The sequence below is a fragment of the Streptomyces sp. NPDC089424 genome (assembly GCF_044749345.1).
Classification (GTDB): Bacteria; Actinomycetota; Actinomycetes; order Streptomycetales; family Streptomycetaceae; genus Streptomyces.
On the sequence record NZ_JBIVHU010000001.1, the window covers coordinates 1,232,608 to 1,250,060 of the forward strand.

17 protein-coding genes are annotated in these 17,453 nt (G+C 71.9%); 12 read left to right on the forward strand and 5 right to left on the reverse strand.

What is annotated here, in order from left to right; translation table 11 throughout:
- Nucleotides 1–3: 3 nt before the first annotated feature.
- Nucleotides 4–672 (reverse strand): HEAT repeat domain-containing protein, encoded by a 669-nt coding sequence (locus tag ACIP2X_RS05420; RefSeq protein ID WP_401667774.1) that lies wholly within the window; start codon nt 670–672, stop codon nt 4–6.
- A gap of 249 nt (nt 673–921) precedes the next feature.
- Here ACIP2X_RS05420 and ACIP2X_RS05425 point away from each other — a divergent pair, with 249 nt between their 5' ends.
- The 10 genes from ACIP2X_RS05425 to ACIP2X_RS05470 all read left to right on the forward strand — a co-directional run bounded on the left by ACIP2X_RS05425 (nt 922) and on the right by ACIP2X_RS05470 (nt 13,434).
- Nucleotides 922–2,007, forward strand: coding sequence for a LacI family DNA-binding transcriptional regulator (locus tag ACIP2X_RS05425; protein ID WP_401667777.1), 1,086 nt, complete (start codon nt 922–924; stop codon nt 2,005–2,007).
- 305 nt (nt 2,008–2,312) lie between these two features.
- Nucleotides 2,313–3,557, forward strand: a complete 1,245-nt coding sequence (locus ACIP2X_RS05430; protein WP_401667779.1) for a sugar ABC transporter substrate-binding protein — start codon at nt 2,313–2,315, stop codon at nt 3,555–3,557.
- Nucleotides 3,558–3,562: 5 nt separating this feature from the next.
- A complete protein-coding gene (locus ACIP2X_RS05435) occupies nt 3,563–4,540 on the forward strand; it encodes a carbohydrate ABC transporter permease (RefSeq protein ID WP_401667781.1) in 978 nt (325 codons plus the stop codon).
- Nucleotides 4,537–5,436 carry a carbohydrate ABC transporter permease gene (locus tag ACIP2X_RS05440; RefSeq protein ID WP_401667784.1) on the forward strand — a complete coding sequence of 300 codons (900 nt, stop codon included), beginning with the start codon at nt 4,537–4,539 and terminating at the stop codon, nt 5,434–5,436. Before ACIP2X_RS05435 ends, ACIP2X_RS05440 begins: the two co-directional genes overlap by 4 nt.
- Nucleotides 5,437–5,495: 59 nt before the next feature.
- A complete protein-coding gene (locus ACIP2X_RS05445) occupies nt 5,496–6,698 on the forward strand; it encodes a glycoside hydrolase family 1 protein (RefSeq protein WP_401667787.1) in 1,203 nt (400 codons plus the stop codon).
- Nucleotides 6,699–7,101: 403 nt separating this feature from the next.
- On the forward strand, nt 7,102–8,526 hold the full coding sequence (locus tag ACIP2X_RS05450; protein WP_401667790.1) for a glucoamylase family protein: 1,425 nt from the start codon (nt 7,102–7,104) through the stop codon (nt 8,524–8,526).
- Nucleotides 8,527–8,711: 185 nt separating this feature from the next.
- Nucleotides 8,712–9,320: a TetR/AcrR family transcriptional regulator gene (locus ACIP2X_RS05455; RefSeq protein ID WP_401667793.1), complete on the forward strand. Its 609-nt coding sequence runs from the start codon at nt 8,712–8,714 to the stop codon at nt 9,318–9,320.
- A 265-nt stretch (nt 9,321–9,585) separates the two neighbouring features.
- Complete coding sequence (locus ACIP2X_RS05460; protein WP_401667795.1) at nt 9,586–9,795, forward strand: DUF2180 family protein; 210 nt, start codon at nt 9,586–9,588, stop codon at nt 9,793–9,795.
- 23 nt (nt 9,796–9,818) lie between these two features.
- Nucleotides 9,819–11,378: a GMC family oxidoreductase gene (locus tag ACIP2X_RS05465; RefSeq protein ID WP_401667798.1), complete on the forward strand. Its 1,560-nt coding sequence runs from the start codon at nt 9,819–9,821 to the stop codon at nt 11,376–11,378.
- 88 nt (nt 11,379–11,466) lie between these two features.
- Nucleotides 11,467–13,434, forward strand: a complete 1,968-nt coding sequence (locus tag ACIP2X_RS05470; RefSeq protein WP_401667800.1) for a SpoIIE family protein phosphatase — start codon at nt 11,467–11,469, stop codon at nt 13,432–13,434.
- 15 nt (nt 13,435–13,449) lie between these two features.
- On the opposite strand, the gene ACIP2X_RS05475 is transcribed toward ACIP2X_RS05470, so the two are convergent.
- From ACIP2X_RS05475 to ACIP2X_RS05490, 4 genes are all read right to left on the reverse strand, one after another.
- The gene (locus ACIP2X_RS05475) at nt 13,450–13,872 is read right to left on the reverse strand and encodes a cytidine deaminase (protein WP_401667802.1); all 423 of its coding nucleotides are present in this window, start codon (nt 13,870–13,872) and stop codon (nt 13,450–13,452) included.
- A 46-nt stretch (nt 13,873–13,918) separates the two neighbouring features.
- Entirely contained in the window at nt 13,919–14,500 is a 582-nt protein-coding gene (locus ACIP2X_RS05480; RefSeq protein WP_401667805.1) for a class I SAM-dependent methyltransferase, read from the reverse strand.
- A 40-nt stretch (nt 14,501–14,540) separates the two neighbouring features.
- Complete coding sequence (locus tag ACIP2X_RS05485; protein WP_401667808.1) at nt 14,541–15,080, reverse strand: EF-hand domain-containing protein; 540 nt, start codon at nt 15,078–15,080, stop codon at nt 14,541–14,543.
- Nucleotides 15,081–15,270: 190 nt separating this feature from the next.
- Nucleotides 15,271–15,543, reverse strand: a complete 273-nt coding sequence (locus ACIP2X_RS05490; RefSeq protein WP_401667811.1) for a hypothetical protein — start codon at nt 15,541–15,543, stop codon at nt 15,271–15,273.
- 166 nt (nt 15,544–15,709) lie between these two features.
- Here ACIP2X_RS05490 and ACIP2X_RS05495 point away from each other — a divergent pair, with 166 nt between their 5' ends.
- Both ACIP2X_RS05495 and ACIP2X_RS05500 read left to right on the forward strand, forming a co-directional pair.
- Nucleotides 15,710–16,441: a ferritin-like domain-containing protein gene (locus ACIP2X_RS05495; RefSeq protein WP_401667813.1), complete on the forward strand. Its 732-nt coding sequence runs from the start codon at nt 15,710–15,712 to the stop codon at nt 16,439–16,441.
- A gap of 87 nt (nt 16,442–16,528) precedes the next feature.
- Nucleotides 16,529–17,398 (forward strand): hypothetical protein, encoded by an 870-nt coding sequence (locus tag ACIP2X_RS05500; protein ID WP_401667816.1) that lies wholly within the window; start codon nt 16,529–16,531, stop codon nt 17,396–17,398.
- Nucleotides 17,399–17,453: the final 55 nt, after the last annotated feature.

Below are 17,453 nucleotides of genomic sequence, written 5' to 3' on the forward strand. Positions count from 1 at the left end.
CTGTCATCCCTCCTCGCCGTCCGTCCCCAGGACCACGATGCGCTTCGCCTCCTCGACGGCGAACGTGAACCCGGCATCAGGGTCGCGCAACAGGCGCTCCGTCGCGACGGCGTGCCGCCGCACCCGGGGGACCGCGTCCCTCGTCGCGGCGCGCAGGGCCGGTACCACCACCTCACCGAGCCCGATCAGTGCCCGGCTCAGGCTCAGCCGCGTCTCACGCCCACCGCGCCCGAGCTGCGTCGCCAGCACGCCGGCCAGCGCGGGCTTCTCGCCCTCGGGCACCAGCGCCACCGCCGCTCGCCAGGCGCTCCGCGCCACCTCGTCGTCGGCATCGGTCAGGAGCGCCCGGGTGATCGCCGGCCATGCCCGCCGCTCCCCGACCTTGGACAACGTGTGCAACGCCTGACTGCGTGCCTGCGCGCGCTCCGAGCGGAGTTCCTCGACGAGCTTCGGGACGGTCAGTGCGGACGGATGGCGGGTCAGCGCCCAGGTGAGCATGTCGCGCACGAGGAAGTCGGGCTCGACCGCGCAGCGTGCGACGAGCGTGTCGACGTACCCGGGGTCCGGACTCGTGCCGAGCGCCAGCGCCGCCTGCAGCCGCACCGACGAGCTGCCGTGCTCCAGCGCCAGGAGCGCCCGGTTCGTGCCTGTGTCCTCTTGCTGCATGGTCATCGGGACCACCTCCTGGCCCGCAGTGAAGGCCTTGCCACCGTGTCAAGGTCAACCCGGAGCCACGACGCCCGGGGGCCCGATGGCTCCGGATCGCCGGGCGGCCGTCGGCGTCACCGGCTGCAACCTCGCCCCCCGCCCCACCCCCGGCCCGTCCGGCCCACCAGGCACCCTTGCCCCCTGACCTGCGCACCCCTAGCATGAATGCGCTTTCATCCGACCGTACGCGCATGACCTACAGGGGTTCGCCCAATGAGTTCCGCCCCCACGGTGTACGACGTGGCCGAACGCTCCGGCGTCTCCATCGCCACCGTCTCCCGCGTCTACCGCAACCCCGACTCGGTGCGGGTCCAGACCCGGGAGCGGGTCCTCGCCGCCGCGCGCGACCTCGGCTACGTCCCCAGCGGCAGCGCCCGAGGGCTCGCCAGCCGGTCCACGGGCGTCCTCGGGCTCTGCTTCCCCGACTACTCCGACCCGGACACCGACGCCGAGGACGACGACGCGGCGACGCTCTACTCCGACCAGATCATCCGCGGCATGGAGCGCGCCGCCCGCCGCCACGGGTACGCGCTGCTCATCGCCGCCTCCCTCAAGGGCGGTCCGGAGAGCCTCGTGGCCAAGGTCGCCGGGCGCGTCGACGGGTTCGCGGTGCTGTCCCGCACCGTGCCGACGGAGGAACTGGAGGTCATCTCGCGGCGGCGCCCCGTGGTCATGCTCGCCGGGCCCCGGGAAGGCGGCGACCAGCTGGACCACCTCGACCACATCGAGGTCGCGAACTTCGACGGCCAGCGCGAACTCACCCGGCACCTCATCGAGGACCACGGGCTGCGGCGCCTCGCCTACGTGGGTTCCGCCGAGGAGTCCCCGGACGTGGAGGCGCGCTTCAAGGGGTTTCTGGCGGCCTGCCGCGCCGCGGGCGTCCCGGCCCACGGCGCACCGGAGGTGCGCGTGGCGACGATGACGCAGGCCGAGGGGGCGCGAGCGGCGGATGCCCTGTGCGAACGGGACGGAGGCCCGCCGCAGGCCATCGTCTGCGCCAACGACCAGATGGCGGTCGGCGCCCTCCACGCGCTGGAACGGCGAGGCCTGACCGTGCCGGGCGACGTGGCGGTGACGGGCTTCGACGGCATTCCGCTGGGCCGGCTGGTCCGCCCGACGCTCACCACCGTGCGCCAGCCGATGCTGCGCATGGGGGAGGAGGCGGTCGAGCTGCTCGTGCGGCGGCTCGGCGGTGCCGACGAGCGGGAACCGGTGTCCCTGATGCTCCCCGTCACGGTCACACGCCGCGCGAGCTGCGGCTGCGGTACGCCCGGGGTGGCCGAGGCGATCGTGGGCTGAGGAGTTCGGGCACGTCACGGACGCCCTCAGGGGACGCCGTCGCCGGCAGGCGCCACACCCGGTGGTCGTTGCCGTGACAGCTCGGCGGCTCTTTCCCTGGACGGCCCTCTCGTTCTAGGTTGCTGACACCCCACACCCCACACCCCACACCCCACACCCCCCACCCCACGCCTCCTCTTCGCCGCCGCGCGGCGTTACCGGAGCGTTATCCACCGCCCCCTTGTCACCTCGGATCGGCTGCCGCAGAGTCATGTATGCGCATTCTGTAAGCGCATACATCAGGAACGCTCAAGGAGGAGCAGTCCATGCACCGCGCCGCCACCCCAGCCGCGATAGCCCTCACCGTGGCGTCCGCGCTCACCCTCACCGCCTGTGGCGGCTCCGGTGGCGCGGGCGTGGGTGCCGATGCGAAGCAGACGCTGACCGTCTGGGCGATGGGCACCGAGGGGGAGAAGCTCGCGGACGTGGCCGACGTCTACGAGAAGAAGCACTCGAACATCACGGTCGAGGTGACGCCGGTCGGCTGGGACGTGGCCCACCAGAAGCTCGTCGCCGCGGCGGCCGCCGGCAAGCTGCCCGACGTGGTGCAGATGGGCGGGACGTACATGGGCGAGTTCGCCGACATGGGCGTCCTGGAACCGGTCGACACCAAGGCGTTCAAGGAGGCCGACTTCTTCCCGGCGGCCTGGCAGCAGGCGTCCTACGACGGCCGGACGTACGGCGTTCCCTGGTACGTGGACACCCGCGTCCTGTTCTACCGCACGGACCTGGCCGCCAAGGCCGGGCTCGAGGACGCCCCGGCGACCATGACCGAACTGAGCACGGCGGCCGAGGCCTACCAGGACAAGGCCGGCACCGAGTGGGGGCTGTTCACCCAGCCCGGCGGACTGGACACGGTGCAGAGCTTCTACCCGTTCCTGTACTCCTCCGGCGGCGAGATCCTCACCGAGGACGGCAAGGCCGTCGTCAACAGCCCCGAGGCGGTCAAGGCCCTGGAGACGTACGGCAGTCTCTTCGCCAAGGGGCTCAGCGAGAAGTCCGTACGGCCCGGCTACGACGTCACCAAGGACTTCAACAGCGGCGCCGTCCCCATGTTCTTCGGCGGACCGTGGATCATGTCCCTGCTCGACGAGAACTACCCGGACATCAAGGGCAAGTGGGCCGTCGCCCCCGTACCGGCTGACACCGCCTCGGTGTCGATGGCCGGCGGATCGAGCCTCGCCGTGTCCGCGGACAGCGACCACAAGGCCGCCGCCAAGGAGTTCATCACGTACCTCACGGACGCCGCAGGTCAGGCCGACTGGTACCGGCGCACCCGCGACCTGCCCGCCCACAAGGCGGCGTGGGAGTCGGGAGAGCTCGCCTCCGACGCCGGCCTCAAGGTCTGGCGCGCGCAGATGGACACCGCCAAGACGCCGCCCTCCCAGCCGCGGCTGACCGAGATCACCTCCAAGGTGGACTCCGCCATCGAGTCGGTCACCCAGGGCAAGTCCTCCGCGAAGGCCGCCCTGGACAAGGCGCAGTCGGAGATCGAAGGGCTCGTGGAGTAATCGGTATGCCACTCGCGACCGGACCGGCCGCCGACCAGGCGTCCGCGGTGAAGAAGACCCGGCCCGCCGGCACGCCCCCGCGCGGTGTTCGCGGACGACGTCCAGCGGGCCGGCACAACCTGCACGGCTGGCTGTTCTCGGCCCCCTTCCTGACGCTGTTCGCCGTCTTCATGCTCTTCCCGATCGTGGCCACGCTCCTGATGAGCTTCACCGACTTCGGGGCCCGCCACGTCACCCGCCCGCTGGAGGCGGAGTTCGTCGGCCTCGACAACTACGTGGAACTCTTCGCGGACGACAAGTTCCGCACGGCGCTCTTCAACACCGCCTACTTCGTGGTCGTGGGCGTGCCCGTCACCGTCCTGCTCGGACTGCTGGTGGCGGTGCTGCTCAACAACGGCATCGACCGCGCCCGTACGTTCTTCCGCGTCGGCTTCTACGCGCCGGTCGTGACCGCCATCGTCGCCGTCGCGGTCGTCTGGCGGTTCGTCCTCGACCCCTCCGACGGCCTCGTCGCGGGCCTCGCCACCGAACTGGGCACCAACGCACCGGACTTCCTGGGCTCCGAGACATGGGCCATGCCCTCGCTCATCGCGATGGCGGTGTGGCGCAACCTCGGCACCGTGATGGTGCTCTTCATCGCCGGACTCCAGGCGATCCCGACCGACGTACGGGAGGCGGCCCGGCTCGACGGTGCGGGTGCCTGGCAGGAACTGCGGCGCATCACCGTGCCGCTGCTGCGCCCCACCATGCTCTACGCCACCGTCATCACCACCATCGGCTATCTGAACGTCTTCGAGGAGCCGTTCGTGATGACCCAGGGCGGCCCGTCCGACGCCACGCTGACCGTCTCCCTGGACATGTACCGGGAGGGCTTCAACTTCTTCCACATGGGCTACGCGAGCGCCATGGCGTACGTGCTGTTCGTGGTGATCATGGGCGTCACGGTGCTCCAGCTCCGACTGCTGAAGGACAACACCCGATGAGCGCCCCCACGGCAGCCCCTCGCAAGGTGCCCACGCCGACGGCACCGGCCCCCGCGCGACGCCGACGCCCGGGACGGGTCCGCACGCCGCTGCTGTACGCCGTCGCCTCCCTCGGACTGCTGGTCATGTCGGCCCCGTTCCTGTGGATGGCCCTGTCCGCCTTCAAGACCAAGCGGGACCTCACGGCGAGCCCGCCGGTGTGGATACCCACCGAGTGGACGCTGGGCAACTTCGGTGACCTGCTCGACCGGCTCGACATGCCACGCCACTTCATGAACTCGCTGATCGTGGCGGTCCTGGTCACCCTGTGCAACCTGCTGTTCTGCTCCATGCTCGGCTACGCGCTGGCCAAGCTCGAATTCAGCGGCAGGTCCAAGGTGTTCGGCGTCGTGCTGGCCGCGCTGATGGTGCCCGGCAACCTGCTGATCCTGCCGCTGTACGTGCTGATGACCAAGCTCGGCCTCATCGACACGTACGCGGGCCTGGTGCTGCCCTTCGCGGCGGGCGCCTTCGGGGTGTTCCTGATGCGCCAGTTCATGCAGTCGATCCCCGACGAACTGCTCGAAGCGGCCAGGATCGACGGCGCCGGCGAGTGGTACATCTTCTGGCGCATCGTGATGCCGCTGGTCAAGCCCGCCCTCGCCACGCTGACGATCTTCACCTTCCTGGGCTCGTGGAACAACTTCGTCTGGCCGCTGATCGCGACCAACGACCCCGGCAAGTACACGCTGCCGGTGGCCCTGGCCACCTTCGCCAACGACCCCAACCGCACGGTCGGCGGCGGCAACGGGATGCTCATGGCGGGCTCCCTGCTGATCGTGCTGCCGGTGCTGCTCGTGTTCGCGGTGCTCCAGCGGCACTTCACCCAGGGCATCGCGACCGCCGGACTCAAGTGACGCCGCCGGCCCCCGGCCGGCCCCGCCCCACCCTCACCCCCACCAGAGAGAAACGGACGATGACGCGTACCTCCCTGCCCTTCCCCGACCACTTCCTGTGGGGCGCCTCCACCGCCGCCCACCAGATCGAGGGGAACAACGTCAACAGCGACTGGTGGCGGAAGGAACACGACCCGGCGGCGCGCATCGCGGAACCGAGCCTGGACGCCTGCGACAGCTACCACCGCTGGGCGCAGGACATGGACCTGCTCGCCGAACTCGGCTTCACCGACTACCGGTTCAGCGTCGAGTGGGCGCGCGTCGAACCCGTGCGCGGCACCTTCTCGCGGGCCGAGATCGCCCACTACCGGCGCATGGTCGAGGGCGCGCTGGCCCGCGGCCTGCGCCCGATGGTGACCCTGCACCACTTCACCGTGCCGCAGTGGTTCGAGGACCTCGGCGGCTGGACGGCCGACGCGGCGGTGGAACTGTTCGCACGCTACGTCGAGCACTGCGCGCCGATCATCGCGGACGGCGTCCGGCACGTCTGCACCATCAACGAACCCAACATGATCGCCGTCATGGCGGGCGCCGCCAAGGCCGGCGACCAGGGCTTCCCGCCCGCCGGACTGCCCACCCCCGACGAGGACACCACCCACGCCGTCATCGCCGCGCACCACGCGGCCGTCAAGGCGGTCCGCTCCGTCGACCCCGCCATCCAGGTCGGCTGGACGATCGCCAACCAGGTCTACCAGGCCCTGCCCGGCGCCGAGGACGTCACCGCCGCCTACCGCCACCCCCGTGAGGACGTCTTCATCGAGGCCGCGCGCGGGGACGACTGGATCGGCGTCCAGTCCTACACGCGCACCAGGATCGGTGCCGACGGCCCCATCGCCGCCTCCGAGGACGCCGAGCGCACCCTCACCGAGTGGGAGTACTACCCGGCGGCCGTCGGCCACGCCCTGCGGCACACCGCCGACGTCGCCGGCCCCGGCATGCCGCTCATCGTCACCGAGAACGGCATCGCCACCGCCGACGACACCCGCCGGGCCGACTACTACGCCGGTGCCCTCCAGGAGGTCGCGGCGGCCATCGAGGACGGCCTCAACGTCCAGGGCTACCTGGCCTGGAGCGCCCTCGACAACTACGAATGGGGCTCCTACCGCCCCACCTTCGGCCTGATCGCCGTGGACCCGGTCACCTTCGAGCGCACGCCCAAGCCGTCCGCGGTCTGGCTCGGCGGCCTCGGCCGCACCCGGCAACTGCCCCGCGCCGCACGCTGACCCGCCCGGCTCCCGCCGGGCCCCTCGACCGGGAGCCGGTGGCCCCCTGACACCTACCGGCTCCCGCACCCCCATCCCCAGCACCACCACGACACGCCCCCGACAGCCGCCCTCACTTGTCTCGCGCCACGGCACGAGCTCTACCGCCAAGAGACCCCGCGTCCGCCTCACGGCACGGCACGACGTTCCACCGCCAAGAGACCCCGCGTCCGCCTCACGGCACGACACGACGTTCCACCGCCGGAAGAACCCCGCGTCCGCCCAGCCGCACCGCTCGACACCACCGACCCAGAAGCCCCCCGGCCTGCGCGCGACGCCCCCGACAGTCAGCCCCCGCCTGCCCCACCCACCGCCGCCCCACAGACCCCCGCCTGCCCACCCACCTCCCGGGAGTTGGAGCCGCATGAACCGTCGCACCTTCCTCACCACCGCCACCGCGGCCGCCGCCTCGGCGGCAGCCCTGGGCGCCCCGTACCCGGCGGCAGCCGCGACCCCGGCCGGGCACGCGCCCGCCGACGGGGCCCCGCTGCGTACCTGGTTCGAGGCGACGTACCGCTCTCTCCAGGCGATGACCACGGACTTCGGGCTGACCGCCGACAAGATCGACGTCAGCGGCACGGGCACCCCCGTCCCCTCGGCCCAGACCTCACCCACCAACATCGGCTGCGGACTGTGGTCCACCGTGGCGGCGGCCGGCCTCGGAGTGATCTCGCCGGACGTCATGCGCCGGCGCCTGTCCCACACCCTCGCCGCGGTCGAGCGGCTGGAACGCGCGCACGGCTTCTGGTTCAACTGGTACGACGCCCACGACGGTTCACTCCTGACGACCTGGCCCGAGACCGGCGACCCGGTCCGGCCCTTCCTCTCCAGCGTCGACAACGCCTGGCTGGTCACGGGCCTGTTGATCGCCGCCGACGCCGCCCCCGCGCTCCGCCCGCGTATCGCACGCCTGCTCTCCGACGCCGACTGGTCCTACTACTACACCCCCTACGACCCGGCCGACCCCGTGGCGGGCCCCGGCCAGCTGCGCGGCGGCTACTGGCCCGACAAGCCGGGCAAGGGCGAACCCACCGGCCACCACTACGGCGCCCTCAACACGGAGCCCCGCATGGCGAGTTACCTCGGCATCGCCGACGGCTCGCTCCCCACGGAGCACTACTGGCACCTCTTCCGCACCCTCCTGCCGGGCATGGGGCAGGAACAGGAGCCGCAGGGCGCGTACGTCACCCTGGACGGCGTGCGGGTCTGGCAGGGCCACTACACCCACCGGGGCCGCAAGGTCGTCCCCACCTGGGGCGGCTCCATGTTCGAGGCGCTGATGGTGCCGCTGTTCGTCCCGGAGCCCGCATGGTCCCCGCACTCCTGGGGCACCACGCACCGGCGCTACGTGCGCGGCCAGATCGACCACGGCCTGCTGGAGTCGGGGTACGGCTACTGGGGGTTCTCGCCGGCCAACGTCCCCGAGGGCGGCTACCGCGAGTACGGCGTGGACGCGCTCGGGATGCAGGAGGACGGCTACCACTCCCTCGGCGTGGTCACCCCGCACGCCTCCTTCCTCGCCCTGCCCTTCGCCCGTGACGCGGCCCTCGCCAACCTCGGCGCCCTCGACCGCGACTTCGGCGCGTACGACGACCGGTACGGCTTCCGCGACTCCGTGAACACCGCGACGGGCCGGGTGAGCGACTTCGTCCTCGCCCTGGACCAGGGCATGATCGCCGCGGCCCTTGCCCAGCACCTGCGTCCGGGGCTGCTCCAACGCCCCTTCCGCACCGGTGGCTTCCGCTCACGCGTCCGCCCCCTGCTGGCCAAGGAGCGCTTCAGCATCTGAGCGCGGTGCCCGCCCGCTTGCTCCGGACACCGCCTGACCTGTGCGTAAGTCCCCGGCCGAGGCTTCGGTCCGGGTTGCCTCGGCTGGGGACTTATGTGCGAGATATGTAATATGTCGGTAAGTATGTGTCGCCTGGCTGAGCACCGGACGGACGCGTTGCCGTGCGCCAGGAAGGGTGACGTGGCATGAGGGTCTATGGGGGCATGACGGCCGAGCAGCGCATCGTCGTGCGGCGTCAGCGCCTCATCGAGAGCGCGGTCGAGCTGTTCTCGACCCAGGGCTACGCCCGGACGTCGGTGCGGGCGCTGCTGCGGCACGCGGGACTGCAGGATCGGTACTTCGCGGAGAGTTTCGCGTCCCTGGACGACGTCATGGCGGCGATCGTCGGGGACATCTGGGAAGAGCAGCTGACGGCATGCGCCGCGTGCGTCGAGACGCGGCGACCGCCTCGCGAGCGTGCCAGGGAGATGATCGAGGCCCTCGTCGGCACCACGACGGCCGATCCACGCAAGAGCAGGGTGAAGTTCGTCGAGGCGCTGAGCGCGGGTCCCCTGACGGCCGAGGTGAGACGGCGGGGGCTGCGCCGGATGAGCGCGCTGGTGGAGGCCCTCCTGCGAGAAAGCCACGTGGATCCTCGGATCAACACGACGGCGATGTCCGTGGCGATCGTCGGCGGGGTCGGCCAGTTGCTGATGAACTGGGTGGACGGCACCCTGCGGGTGTCCGGTGACGAGCTGGTGGACCAGGGTTTCCTTCTCTTCGAGGCCGTGGCCGGGTGGGGTGCGCCCGAGTGAGGGCGGCGGCGGAACGGTCGCGCAACGAGCGTCGGAGTGCGCGGCGTTACCGGCCCGTATAAGGTTTTTGTCCCATTCTGCGAGATTCCGGAGCTATCTGGTGACGTATGTCATCAGATGGGTAGTATGAAAAAGTCGGCTGCGCGGGTCGGCGCGCCGCCGGGAGCCATACCGGCGGTCAGTTGCCTCGGGAGACGCTGGATCTCCCCAATTCCCCCAGCCGGAAGCACTGTTCACAGAGTCACCGGAACCTGCGGAATCAGCTATGTATTGCTTCGACTGCGCCCAGGAAGGGCGCGACAGCATCGGCGGCATCGGCGTCTGCACGGCATGCGGACTGATCACCTGCGGCGAGCACGCCCACATCACGGAGACCGACATCCGCCGGCCCGTCGACCTGGGCCCGCACACCAGCCCGCACGCGACGCGCCGGCTCATCTGCCTCACCTGCCGCGCCGCCGAGACCGCGCACTGACCGAGGGATCGAAGAGGTGCCAGATGTCTTCGCCGGATGAGTACGACTACCTCGTCGTGGGCGCCGGGACGGCGGGGTGTGTGCTGGCAGCGCGCCTGTCGCAGGATCCCGATGTCCGTGTGTGCCTCCTGGAGGCCGGCGGCCGCGAACAGCCCCAGGCGGTCGCCGCACCGTCCGCCTGGCCCACGTTGCAGGGCACCGAGGCCGACTGGGCGGACACGACGGTGCCGCAGCAGGCGGCCGGGGGCAGACAGGTGCCATGGCCGCGTGGACGCGGGCTCGGAGGCAGCTCGGCCATCAACGCCATGAACTTCCTGCGCGGCCACCGCTCGGTCTACGACGCCTGGGACAAGGGCGACGCGCCGGGCTGGGGATACGACGACCTGCTGCCGTACTTCATGCGCAGCGAGAACGTCACGGGCGTCGTCGGCCGGGACCCCGCCGTGCGCGGCACGGACGGCCCCCTGCGCGTCGGCCCCGCACAGCGACGGCACCCGGTCGCCGAGGCGTTCCTGAGATCCGCGCTCGCCGCCGGCCACCGGGAGGTGCAGGACCTCACCGCCGGCCTCGACGAGGGCTTCGGGTGGGGTGACCTGAGCATCGCCGAGGGGAGACGGCAGGACGCCGTGCGCGGATACCTGGAGCCCGCCGCCGATCGGCCCCGCCTGGACATCGTGACCGACGCGCTCGTGCTCCGGGTCCTCCTGGACGGACGGGGACGATGCGAAGGCGTGGAGTACGCCCGCGCGGGCGACACCGTCGTCGCCCGCGCGGCCAGGGACGTGGTGCTCTGCGCGGGAGCGGTCGGTTCCCCGCAGATCCTGCTGCTGTCCGGCGTGGGACCCGCGCAGCACCTGCGGGAGTCCGGCGTCACGGTCACGGTGGATCTGCCCGGCGTCGGCGCCAATCTGCAGGAGCACCCCGTCTCCGGCGTCGTGTACGAGTCCGCGCGTGCCGTGCCCCCGGGCGTGAACAACCACGGTGAGGTACAGGGCTTCCTGCGCAGCGCACCGCACCTGGGCGGCCCGGACCTGCAACTGCAGCTCGTCGACGTGCCCCTGCGCGCCGAAGGCCTGCCCGGACCGGAGGCCGGGGAGGGATACACCATCCTGTGCGCGCTGATGACCCCGTACAGCCGGGGGAGTGTGCGACTGGCCGGGCCGGCACCCGGGACGCCTCCGCTCATCGACCCCGGCTTCTACGACGACGACCGGGATCTGGACGTCATGGTCAGCGGGCTGCGGGCGGCGCGCGAAGTGGGGGACTCCGAGGCGCTGCGGGAGTGGCGTTCCAGAGAGGTCCTGCCGGGCCCCGCGCTGACGGGGGAGGCCGAGCTGCGCGCCTGTCTGCGCAGCAACCTCAAGACGTACAGCCACAGCGCGGGCACCTGCCGCATCGGCGGTGACGGCGACGCCGTCGTGGACACCGATCTGCGCGTGCACGGCGTGGCCGGACTGCGCGTGGCGGACGCCTCCGTCATGCCCCTGATCCCCTCCGCGAACACCAACGCGGTCGTCTACGCGATCGCGGAGCGGGCGGCCGAGCTGATCGCCGCCGGCCACCGCGACAAGGGCGGCGAGTGATCATGCCCGACCGGACGGGTCGGCCTGCCGGACATCCGGTCGGCCCGACGGGACCGTGAAGCGGTACTGCCGGAGGATCGGAGCCGCCGTGGCACTGCTCACGCCACCCCACCACGGGGAGATCGCTCAGCGGGCCGCGCTGGAGCTGGACGAGCGTGGCGTCATCCGCTGGTGCAACACGGCCATGGCGGGCCGCCTGGGTGCCTCGGCGGCCGCGGTGGAGGGTGCCGCGTTCAGCGACTTCCTGGAGTGCGAAGCCGCCTCGGACATCGACTGGCGTCTGGTCGCCTCCCTCACGGTGCCGCACCCGGCCGTGATCGGCCTGCACGCTTCGGGTGCGCGCGCCCTCTCGGCCGAGAGGCTGCTGGTGGAGGTCCGGGCCGTCGGCCGGCACGCCCTTCGGCTCACCGAAGTGGAGTTCCGCGGCGAGACGACCCGCCTCGCCGAGACCCTGAGCGCCGTCGGCCGTCTCAGCGGCACGGGACTGTGGGCCTACTCGCCGTCCCGGCAGCGGCTCGCCTACGTGAGTCCCACGCCCTCGCTGTTCGGACTGCCGCCGCTGACGGAGGTGTGCGTCGACGCGCTGCTCTCATGGGTCCACGACGAGGACGTCGGCCATGTACGCCGGCTGCTGGCCGACGACCCGCTCGCGGGAAGGACCGACCAGCCCTGGACCCAGTACCGCGTGCGCTCCCCGGGCGGTGGCTGGCGGTGCCTGGCCGGACGCGCGGGGCGGTTCCAGCGCGGTGCCGACGGTGAGCGGTTCCAGATCGGGGTGGTCCGCGAGAGCGGACCCGCGGCGGAGGGCTGGGACGAACTGGCGGGCCTACTGGAGGTCGAGCGGGAACGGGGGGCGCGCATCGCCGGGATCGCGGCGTCGCTCATCGCGGCCACCACCGAGGAGGAGTTCGCCCGGATCATCGTCGACGAGGTGGCCGAGGCGTTCGGCGGTACGCGGACCTTCCTGGCCTTCGTCAAGGACGGCAGGATGTCGATACCCGCCTACCTCGACGTGGACCCCTGGTACCGGGAGGCCATGGACGGTCTGCCCCTCACGGCGCCCTGGGCTCTGGCACACGCCGTCCTGACCGGCGAACCCCAGTTCACCGAGAGCCGGGAGGAGTACGCGCTGCGGTGGCCGGCGGGACTCGGCTTCCTCCGGAGGTTCCCCGCCGCCCGGTCGGGCGCCCTCATGCCGTTCGGGTCCGGCGGCCGGCCCACGGGAGGCTGGGGCGTCCTCTTCGACACGGATCACATGCCACCGCCCGACGTGCGCGTCCTCATGCGGACGCTCGCCTCTCTCGCCGGGCAGGCACTCGAACGCATCCGGCTCCAGCAGTCGCGACTCGACCTGGCGCGCGCCCTGCAGAACAGCATGCTTCCGCCGCCCACCCCCTCGATTGCCGGCGTGGCGACCGCGGCGCGCTACGTCCCCGCACGGCGCGGTCTCGACGTCGGCGGCGACTGGTACGACTCCTTTCCGCTGGGCGACGGCTCGGTCGCGCTGGTCATCGGTGACGTCCAGGGGCATGACGTCGACGCCGCCGCGGTCATGGGGCAGGTCCGCACGTCGATCCGGGCGTTCGCGTCACTGGAGCCGGACCCGGGCACCGTGCTGGCCCGCACCAACGACCTCCTCGTGCAGATGGGAGTGCCCACCTTCGTCAGTTGCAGCTTCCTGCGGTACAGCCCGCACGACGGCCGGATCGAAGCGGCCCGCGCGGGTCACATCCCCTTCGTGTGGGCGCGCGTCGACGGCTCCCACGGCGCGCGGGAGATCGCCGGGGGCACCGTCCTCGGTGTCCTGCCGCACGCGCAATACCCCACGGTCGAGTTCACGCTGCCGCGGGACGGCCTTCTCGTGCTGCTCACCGACGGTCTGGTGGAGGGGCCGAACCGCCCCCTCGACGACGGGCTGGCCCACGTGGGCGCCCTCGCGGCGGAGGCCCTGCGCGGCGGTCTGGGCATGGAGGAGACGGCCGACAGACTCATCACGTCCGCCCGGACCGTGGGGCACAGCGACGATGCGGCGCTTCTCGTCCTGCGGTGCCGCTGAGTCGGCCCCGCCCGTCTACTCCGCCTGCCCGGCGTCGAGTTGGTGGTCCGCCCAGACGTAGCTCTCGGGCAGCAGGTCGGAGATGGGGACCGTGCGCAGGCGGTCACCCCGGCCGACGACGACCCCGAGGCCGGGGAAGTAGTCGAGCAGGACCTGACGGCACCGACCGCACGGGGGAAGGACCCCGCGGTCGCGGTCGCCCACGGCGACGATCGTGTCCAGCTCCTGGACGCCCTGTGCGGCCGCCGCGCCGATGACGACCATCTCGGCGCAGGGGCCGCCCGTGAAGTGGTAGGCGTTCACCGCCGTGACGATCCGTCCGTCCCGTGCGCGAGCGGCGGCCGCCACGGTGTGGTTGTCTCCCCGGCAGCGGGTGCGGGCGACGTCCGCCGCGGCCCGCACGAGTTCCTGGTCGACGTGGTGGGCCTCGGTCGTCATCGTCTCCGCCTTCGTCAGGTGCAAGGCGAGGTCGACCCGCACTCCGTCACGCCCGGTGCACCAGAAGGTACCGCCACCACAGCAGCCGGCGCAGGGTGGATCCGGGCAGCAGGCGGGCGGATGCGGCGCGCGTCTCGTCGTACGTCAGCGGCGGCGGCCACACGATCGGCGCCTGCACGGACGGACCGGATCGGCCCCGGCCCGCCACCCGATGCGCCTGGAGGAGGGACAACGCCGGTAACGCCCACACGAAATCGGTCACCGTTCTGACGGGATACAGGCCGAGCACCGCCAGCACGCCCCCCGGAGCAAGGGACTTGCTCAAGGTCAGCACCGTGTCGAACGGCATGTGGTGGAGGCTGGCGACGCAGGAGACGAAGTCGTAGCGCGACTCGGGCAGGTGCTCCTCACGCACGTCGGCCCGGCGGTAGCGAGGACCGCCGCCGGCCGCCCGTGCCGCCTCGACGACACGCGCGTCACGGTCGACCGCGTCGACCACCAGCCCCTGCCGGGAGAGCAGCCGGGCGAACCGCCCCGTGCCGCACCCGACGTCCAGCGCCGTGCGCGCCCCGTCCGGCACCTGTTGCAGCAACAGCGGATGGTAGTGATCGTTGAAGTTGGGGACCATGGGGAGCGACCCTAGGGTCGGCCCCCCGCACGCACCAGGGTCAGGCGCGCAGCGGCCCGCACATCAGGTTGCCGGGGTCGGCGGGGTCGGTGCTGAGCCAGAACTGGGTCCACAGCACGGCGAACTGCTCACGTTCCAGAAAGCCGTCACCGTCGGCGTCGAGACGGTCGAAGACGTCCGCGGTGTCGATGCTCCGGCCGTGCCAGGTGTCGATCAGCTGCCGGTGCTCGCTCCGGGAGATGTGTCCGTCGCCGTTCTCGTCCACGGCGTCGAAGATGGTGTCGGCGGTGGCCATGACGGCCTCGGGCATGGACGGCAGCCGGTCCACCACGGTCATCAACTTGTCCATGTCGACCTGGGCGTTCTCCGGAGTGTCCGAGGTGGCCGCCAGGTTGTCCCACCACCCCATCATGACGCTCTCGACCCGCTCGGCAAGGTCGCCGTCCGACCGCACCGCGGGCAGTCCACGCCAGCGGGCGGCGAGGGCCCGGAAATCGCTCTCCTCCAGATAGCCGTTGCCGTCCGCGTCGAAGGCGTCGAACATCGCCTGGACTTTGATGCGTTGGAACTCGGTGGCCACAAGCGCACCTCTCTCTGTTCTCGTCGCGCCGAGAACAGCCTGTCCGCGCGGACCACGCGACGAACGGCGCCCGGAGGCACGCCGGCTCACACACCGGCGCGCTCCTTCGCCCGAACGCACCGAGCGCCGGTTTGCCGCGACGAAAAGCAGTGCCATGAGTTCCAGGAGGGGGCGGCCGGGGCCGCCTGGGTCACTTCGTGTTCCGCTCCGGCATGGGTGAGTACTGGGTGGGTCCGGGTGTGCGCCCCTCCGGGGGGTATTCGCAGTCCAGGCTGGCGACCTCGTAGTCGTCGCCCTGGTTCTGCTCCTGGTCGACCACCACCGCCGCGGTGCATGCCCGGCCGTGCTTGTCGGTGAACGTGACGATCTCGCTGTAGTCGGTCGGGGCGGCGCATCCGGAGAGCAGCAGCAGCGCCGCCGCTCCGGTCCCCGCCGCCACGCCAAGTCTGTAGTGCCGTTTCATCTCTCCCCCAGGCTTGTCGAGTCGTGCCCCTCCATGGTCGTGCCGGAACGTAGCCGCCCCGCGACGGCGAGGTCACCGTAACGTCGCAGTGGAACGGTTCGACATCCAGCGGCGTCGTCCCTCTCCGGGGCGCGGCGGCCGCTGTGCCCCGGAGAGGGGACACCGGGTGCCTACCGCAGACTTCGCCAAGTGGACACGGCGGTTCGAGGACGAGCGCGAGCGCAGACGGGAACAGGGCGACCCGGACTGGGGGCAAGGAGCGACCCTGCATCCGGCGGTGTGGGCCGGCGTCCAGCGTTTCCAGGTCGGCGAGGACGGTGACGGCGACAACCTCGTCGCCAAGGCGGACGAGGCCGGCGACCGCGACTACGCCGAGGCGGTACGGCTCTTCGTGGCCGAGGAGCAGAACCACGCGCGCCTGCTCGCCGGGCTGCTGGCGGCGGGCGGTGTGCCGACGTTGAGCGGTCACTGGAGCGACACGGTCTTCGTCGAGCTGCGACGTCTGATGGGCCTGCGCATGGAGCTGCTGGTGCTGATGATCGCGGAAGTGGTGGCACTGCGTTACTACCGAGCGCTGCGCGACGGCACCGACGACCCGCTCACCTCGGATGTCGCGGGGCGGATCCTCGCCGACGAACAACGCCATGTCCCGTTCCACTGCGAGCGCCTGCACGCCTCCGTGGCGGAGCTGCCCCGCCCCACGCGCCGACCGGTGATGTCGCTGTGGCGGCTCCTGCTGCTCGCGGTCTCCCTCGTCGTCGCCGCCGACCACGGTCCCGCGCTGCGCCGACTCGGCGTCGGACGCCTGCGGTTCGTGGCCGATGTCCTCACCTCGTCCCGCGCCGTCGTCTCCGCCGTGCTGGCCCCGCGCCCCGACGCCTGGGCGAGCGCCGGCTGAGAGCGGGCGGCGCAGCGGGCGACCCGCGCCGGACGACCGGTGACACGGGACTCGTGCGGCTCGCCGTCCGGCATTACGATCACGCCCATGCCGAGGCGGGGGACGAGCGGGGAAGCCGGGGGCGGGACCGCCGCCGCATGGAGCGCCGACGTGCTGGAGCACCGGCGCACCGTGGGCGAGTCGCCCCTCGCACCGGCATGGTGGCCGAAGGACCCGCTGGGGCGCCGGGACGACGTGCGCCTCGTCGGGGAGGTCGGATCGGTCAGCTGCGTCGACTCCACCGGGCGCACCCGCTGGACTTACCGGTGTGCCGGCCGCCCCAACGCCGCCCACCTGTCGGGCGACCGCGCGCTCGTCACCACGGACTCGCTGGAGTACACGCCCTGGGGCAACCTCGGCCCCGCGCTGCTGCTCGACCTCGCGGACGGGCGGCTCGTGGCCGAGTTGCGCGGCCGGAGCGGCGCGGCGCTCGGAGGCGGCCGCTTCGTACTCGGGCTGGAGGGCTACGACTTCTTCGACACCTGGGCGTACGACCGGGAGGGCACCCGGACCGACGCGTGGCGCTCCTTCGGCCACTACGTCGTCGGCACCGGTCTGCGCGTCGTCGAGGCCGACCGCCGGCGGCCGACCAAGGGCAGCGTCGTCCGACTGCTCCCCGGCGGCGTCGTCGAACGTGGTCCACGCCTGACGGATCCGCTGCCGCCCGAGCCGCTGGTTCTGCGCGACGGCACGATCCTGGTCCTCGACGGCACCGTGGTCCGCGCGGTGGGCCGCGGGCTCGACAGCGTCGTCCTCGCCGAACTCACGGGAGCGCCCGAGGACGTGGGCGGGCCGACACGGCGCGGGCTGCGCCGGGACGGTGACCGGGTCACCGCGGTCGTCTCCGTACCGCGGGCGGACAAGCCCAGCCTGTACACGGTGGACACCTGGACTCTTACCCTCCGCCACCGCACCTGACCGTCGCGCCGTGGCCTGTCAGTGGTCCTCGCCGGCCGCCCCGCCCTGACTTCTG

Bases quoted from the DNA above. Each gene is read 5' to 3' on its own strand.
- ACIP2X_RS05420 (WP_401667774.1), bottom strand. From the start codon at position 672: ATGACCATGCAGCAAGAGGACACAGGCACGAACCGGGCGCTCCTGGCG.
- ACIP2X_RS05425 (WP_401667777.1), top strand. From the start codon at position 922: ATGAGTTCCGCCCCCACGGTGTACGACGTGGCCGAACGCTCCGGCGTC.
- ACIP2X_RS05430 (WP_401667779.1), top strand. From the start codon at position 2,313: ATGCACCGCGCCGCCACCCCAGCCGCGATAGCCCTCACCGTGGCGTCC.
- ACIP2X_RS05435 (WP_401667781.1), top strand. From the start codon at position 3,563: ATGCCACTCGCGACCGGACCGGCCGCCGACCAGGCGTCCGCGGTGAAG.
- ACIP2X_RS05440 (WP_401667784.1), top strand. From the start codon at position 4,537: ATGAGCGCCCCCACGGCAGCCCCTCGCAAGGTGCCCACGCCGACGGCA.
- ACIP2X_RS05445 (WP_401667787.1), top strand. From the start codon at position 5,496: ATGACGCGTACCTCCCTGCCCTTCCCCGACCACTTCCTGTGGGGCGCC.
- ACIP2X_RS05450 (WP_401667790.1), top strand. From the start codon at position 7,102: ATGAACCGTCGCACCTTCCTCACCACCGCCACCGCGGCCGCCGCCTCG.
- ACIP2X_RS05455 (WP_401667793.1), top strand. From the start codon at position 8,712: ATGAGGGTCTATGGGGGCATGACGGCCGAGCAGCGCATCGTCGTGCGG.
- ACIP2X_RS05460 (WP_401667795.1), top strand. From the start codon at position 9,586: ATGTATTGCTTCGACTGCGCCCAGGAAGGGCGCGACAGCATCGGCGGC.
- ACIP2X_RS05465 (WP_401667798.1), top strand. From the start codon at position 9,819: ATGTCTTCGCCGGATGAGTACGACTACCTCGTCGTGGGCGCCGGGACG.
- ACIP2X_RS05475 (WP_401667802.1), bottom strand. From the start codon at position 13,872: ATGACGACCGAGGCCCACCACGTCGACCAGGAACTCGTGCGGGCCGCG.
- ACIP2X_RS05480 (WP_401667805.1), bottom strand. From the start codon at position 14,500: ATGGTCCCCAACTTCAACGATCACTACCATCCGCTGTTGCTGCAACAG.
- ACIP2X_RS05490 (WP_401667811.1), bottom strand. From the start codon at position 15,543: ATGAAACGGCACTACAGACTTGGCGTGGCGGCGGGGACCGGAGCGGCG.
- ACIP2X_RS05500 (WP_401667816.1), top strand. From the start codon at position 16,529: ATGCCGAGGCGGGGGACGAGCGGGGAAGCCGGGGGCGGGACCGCCGCC.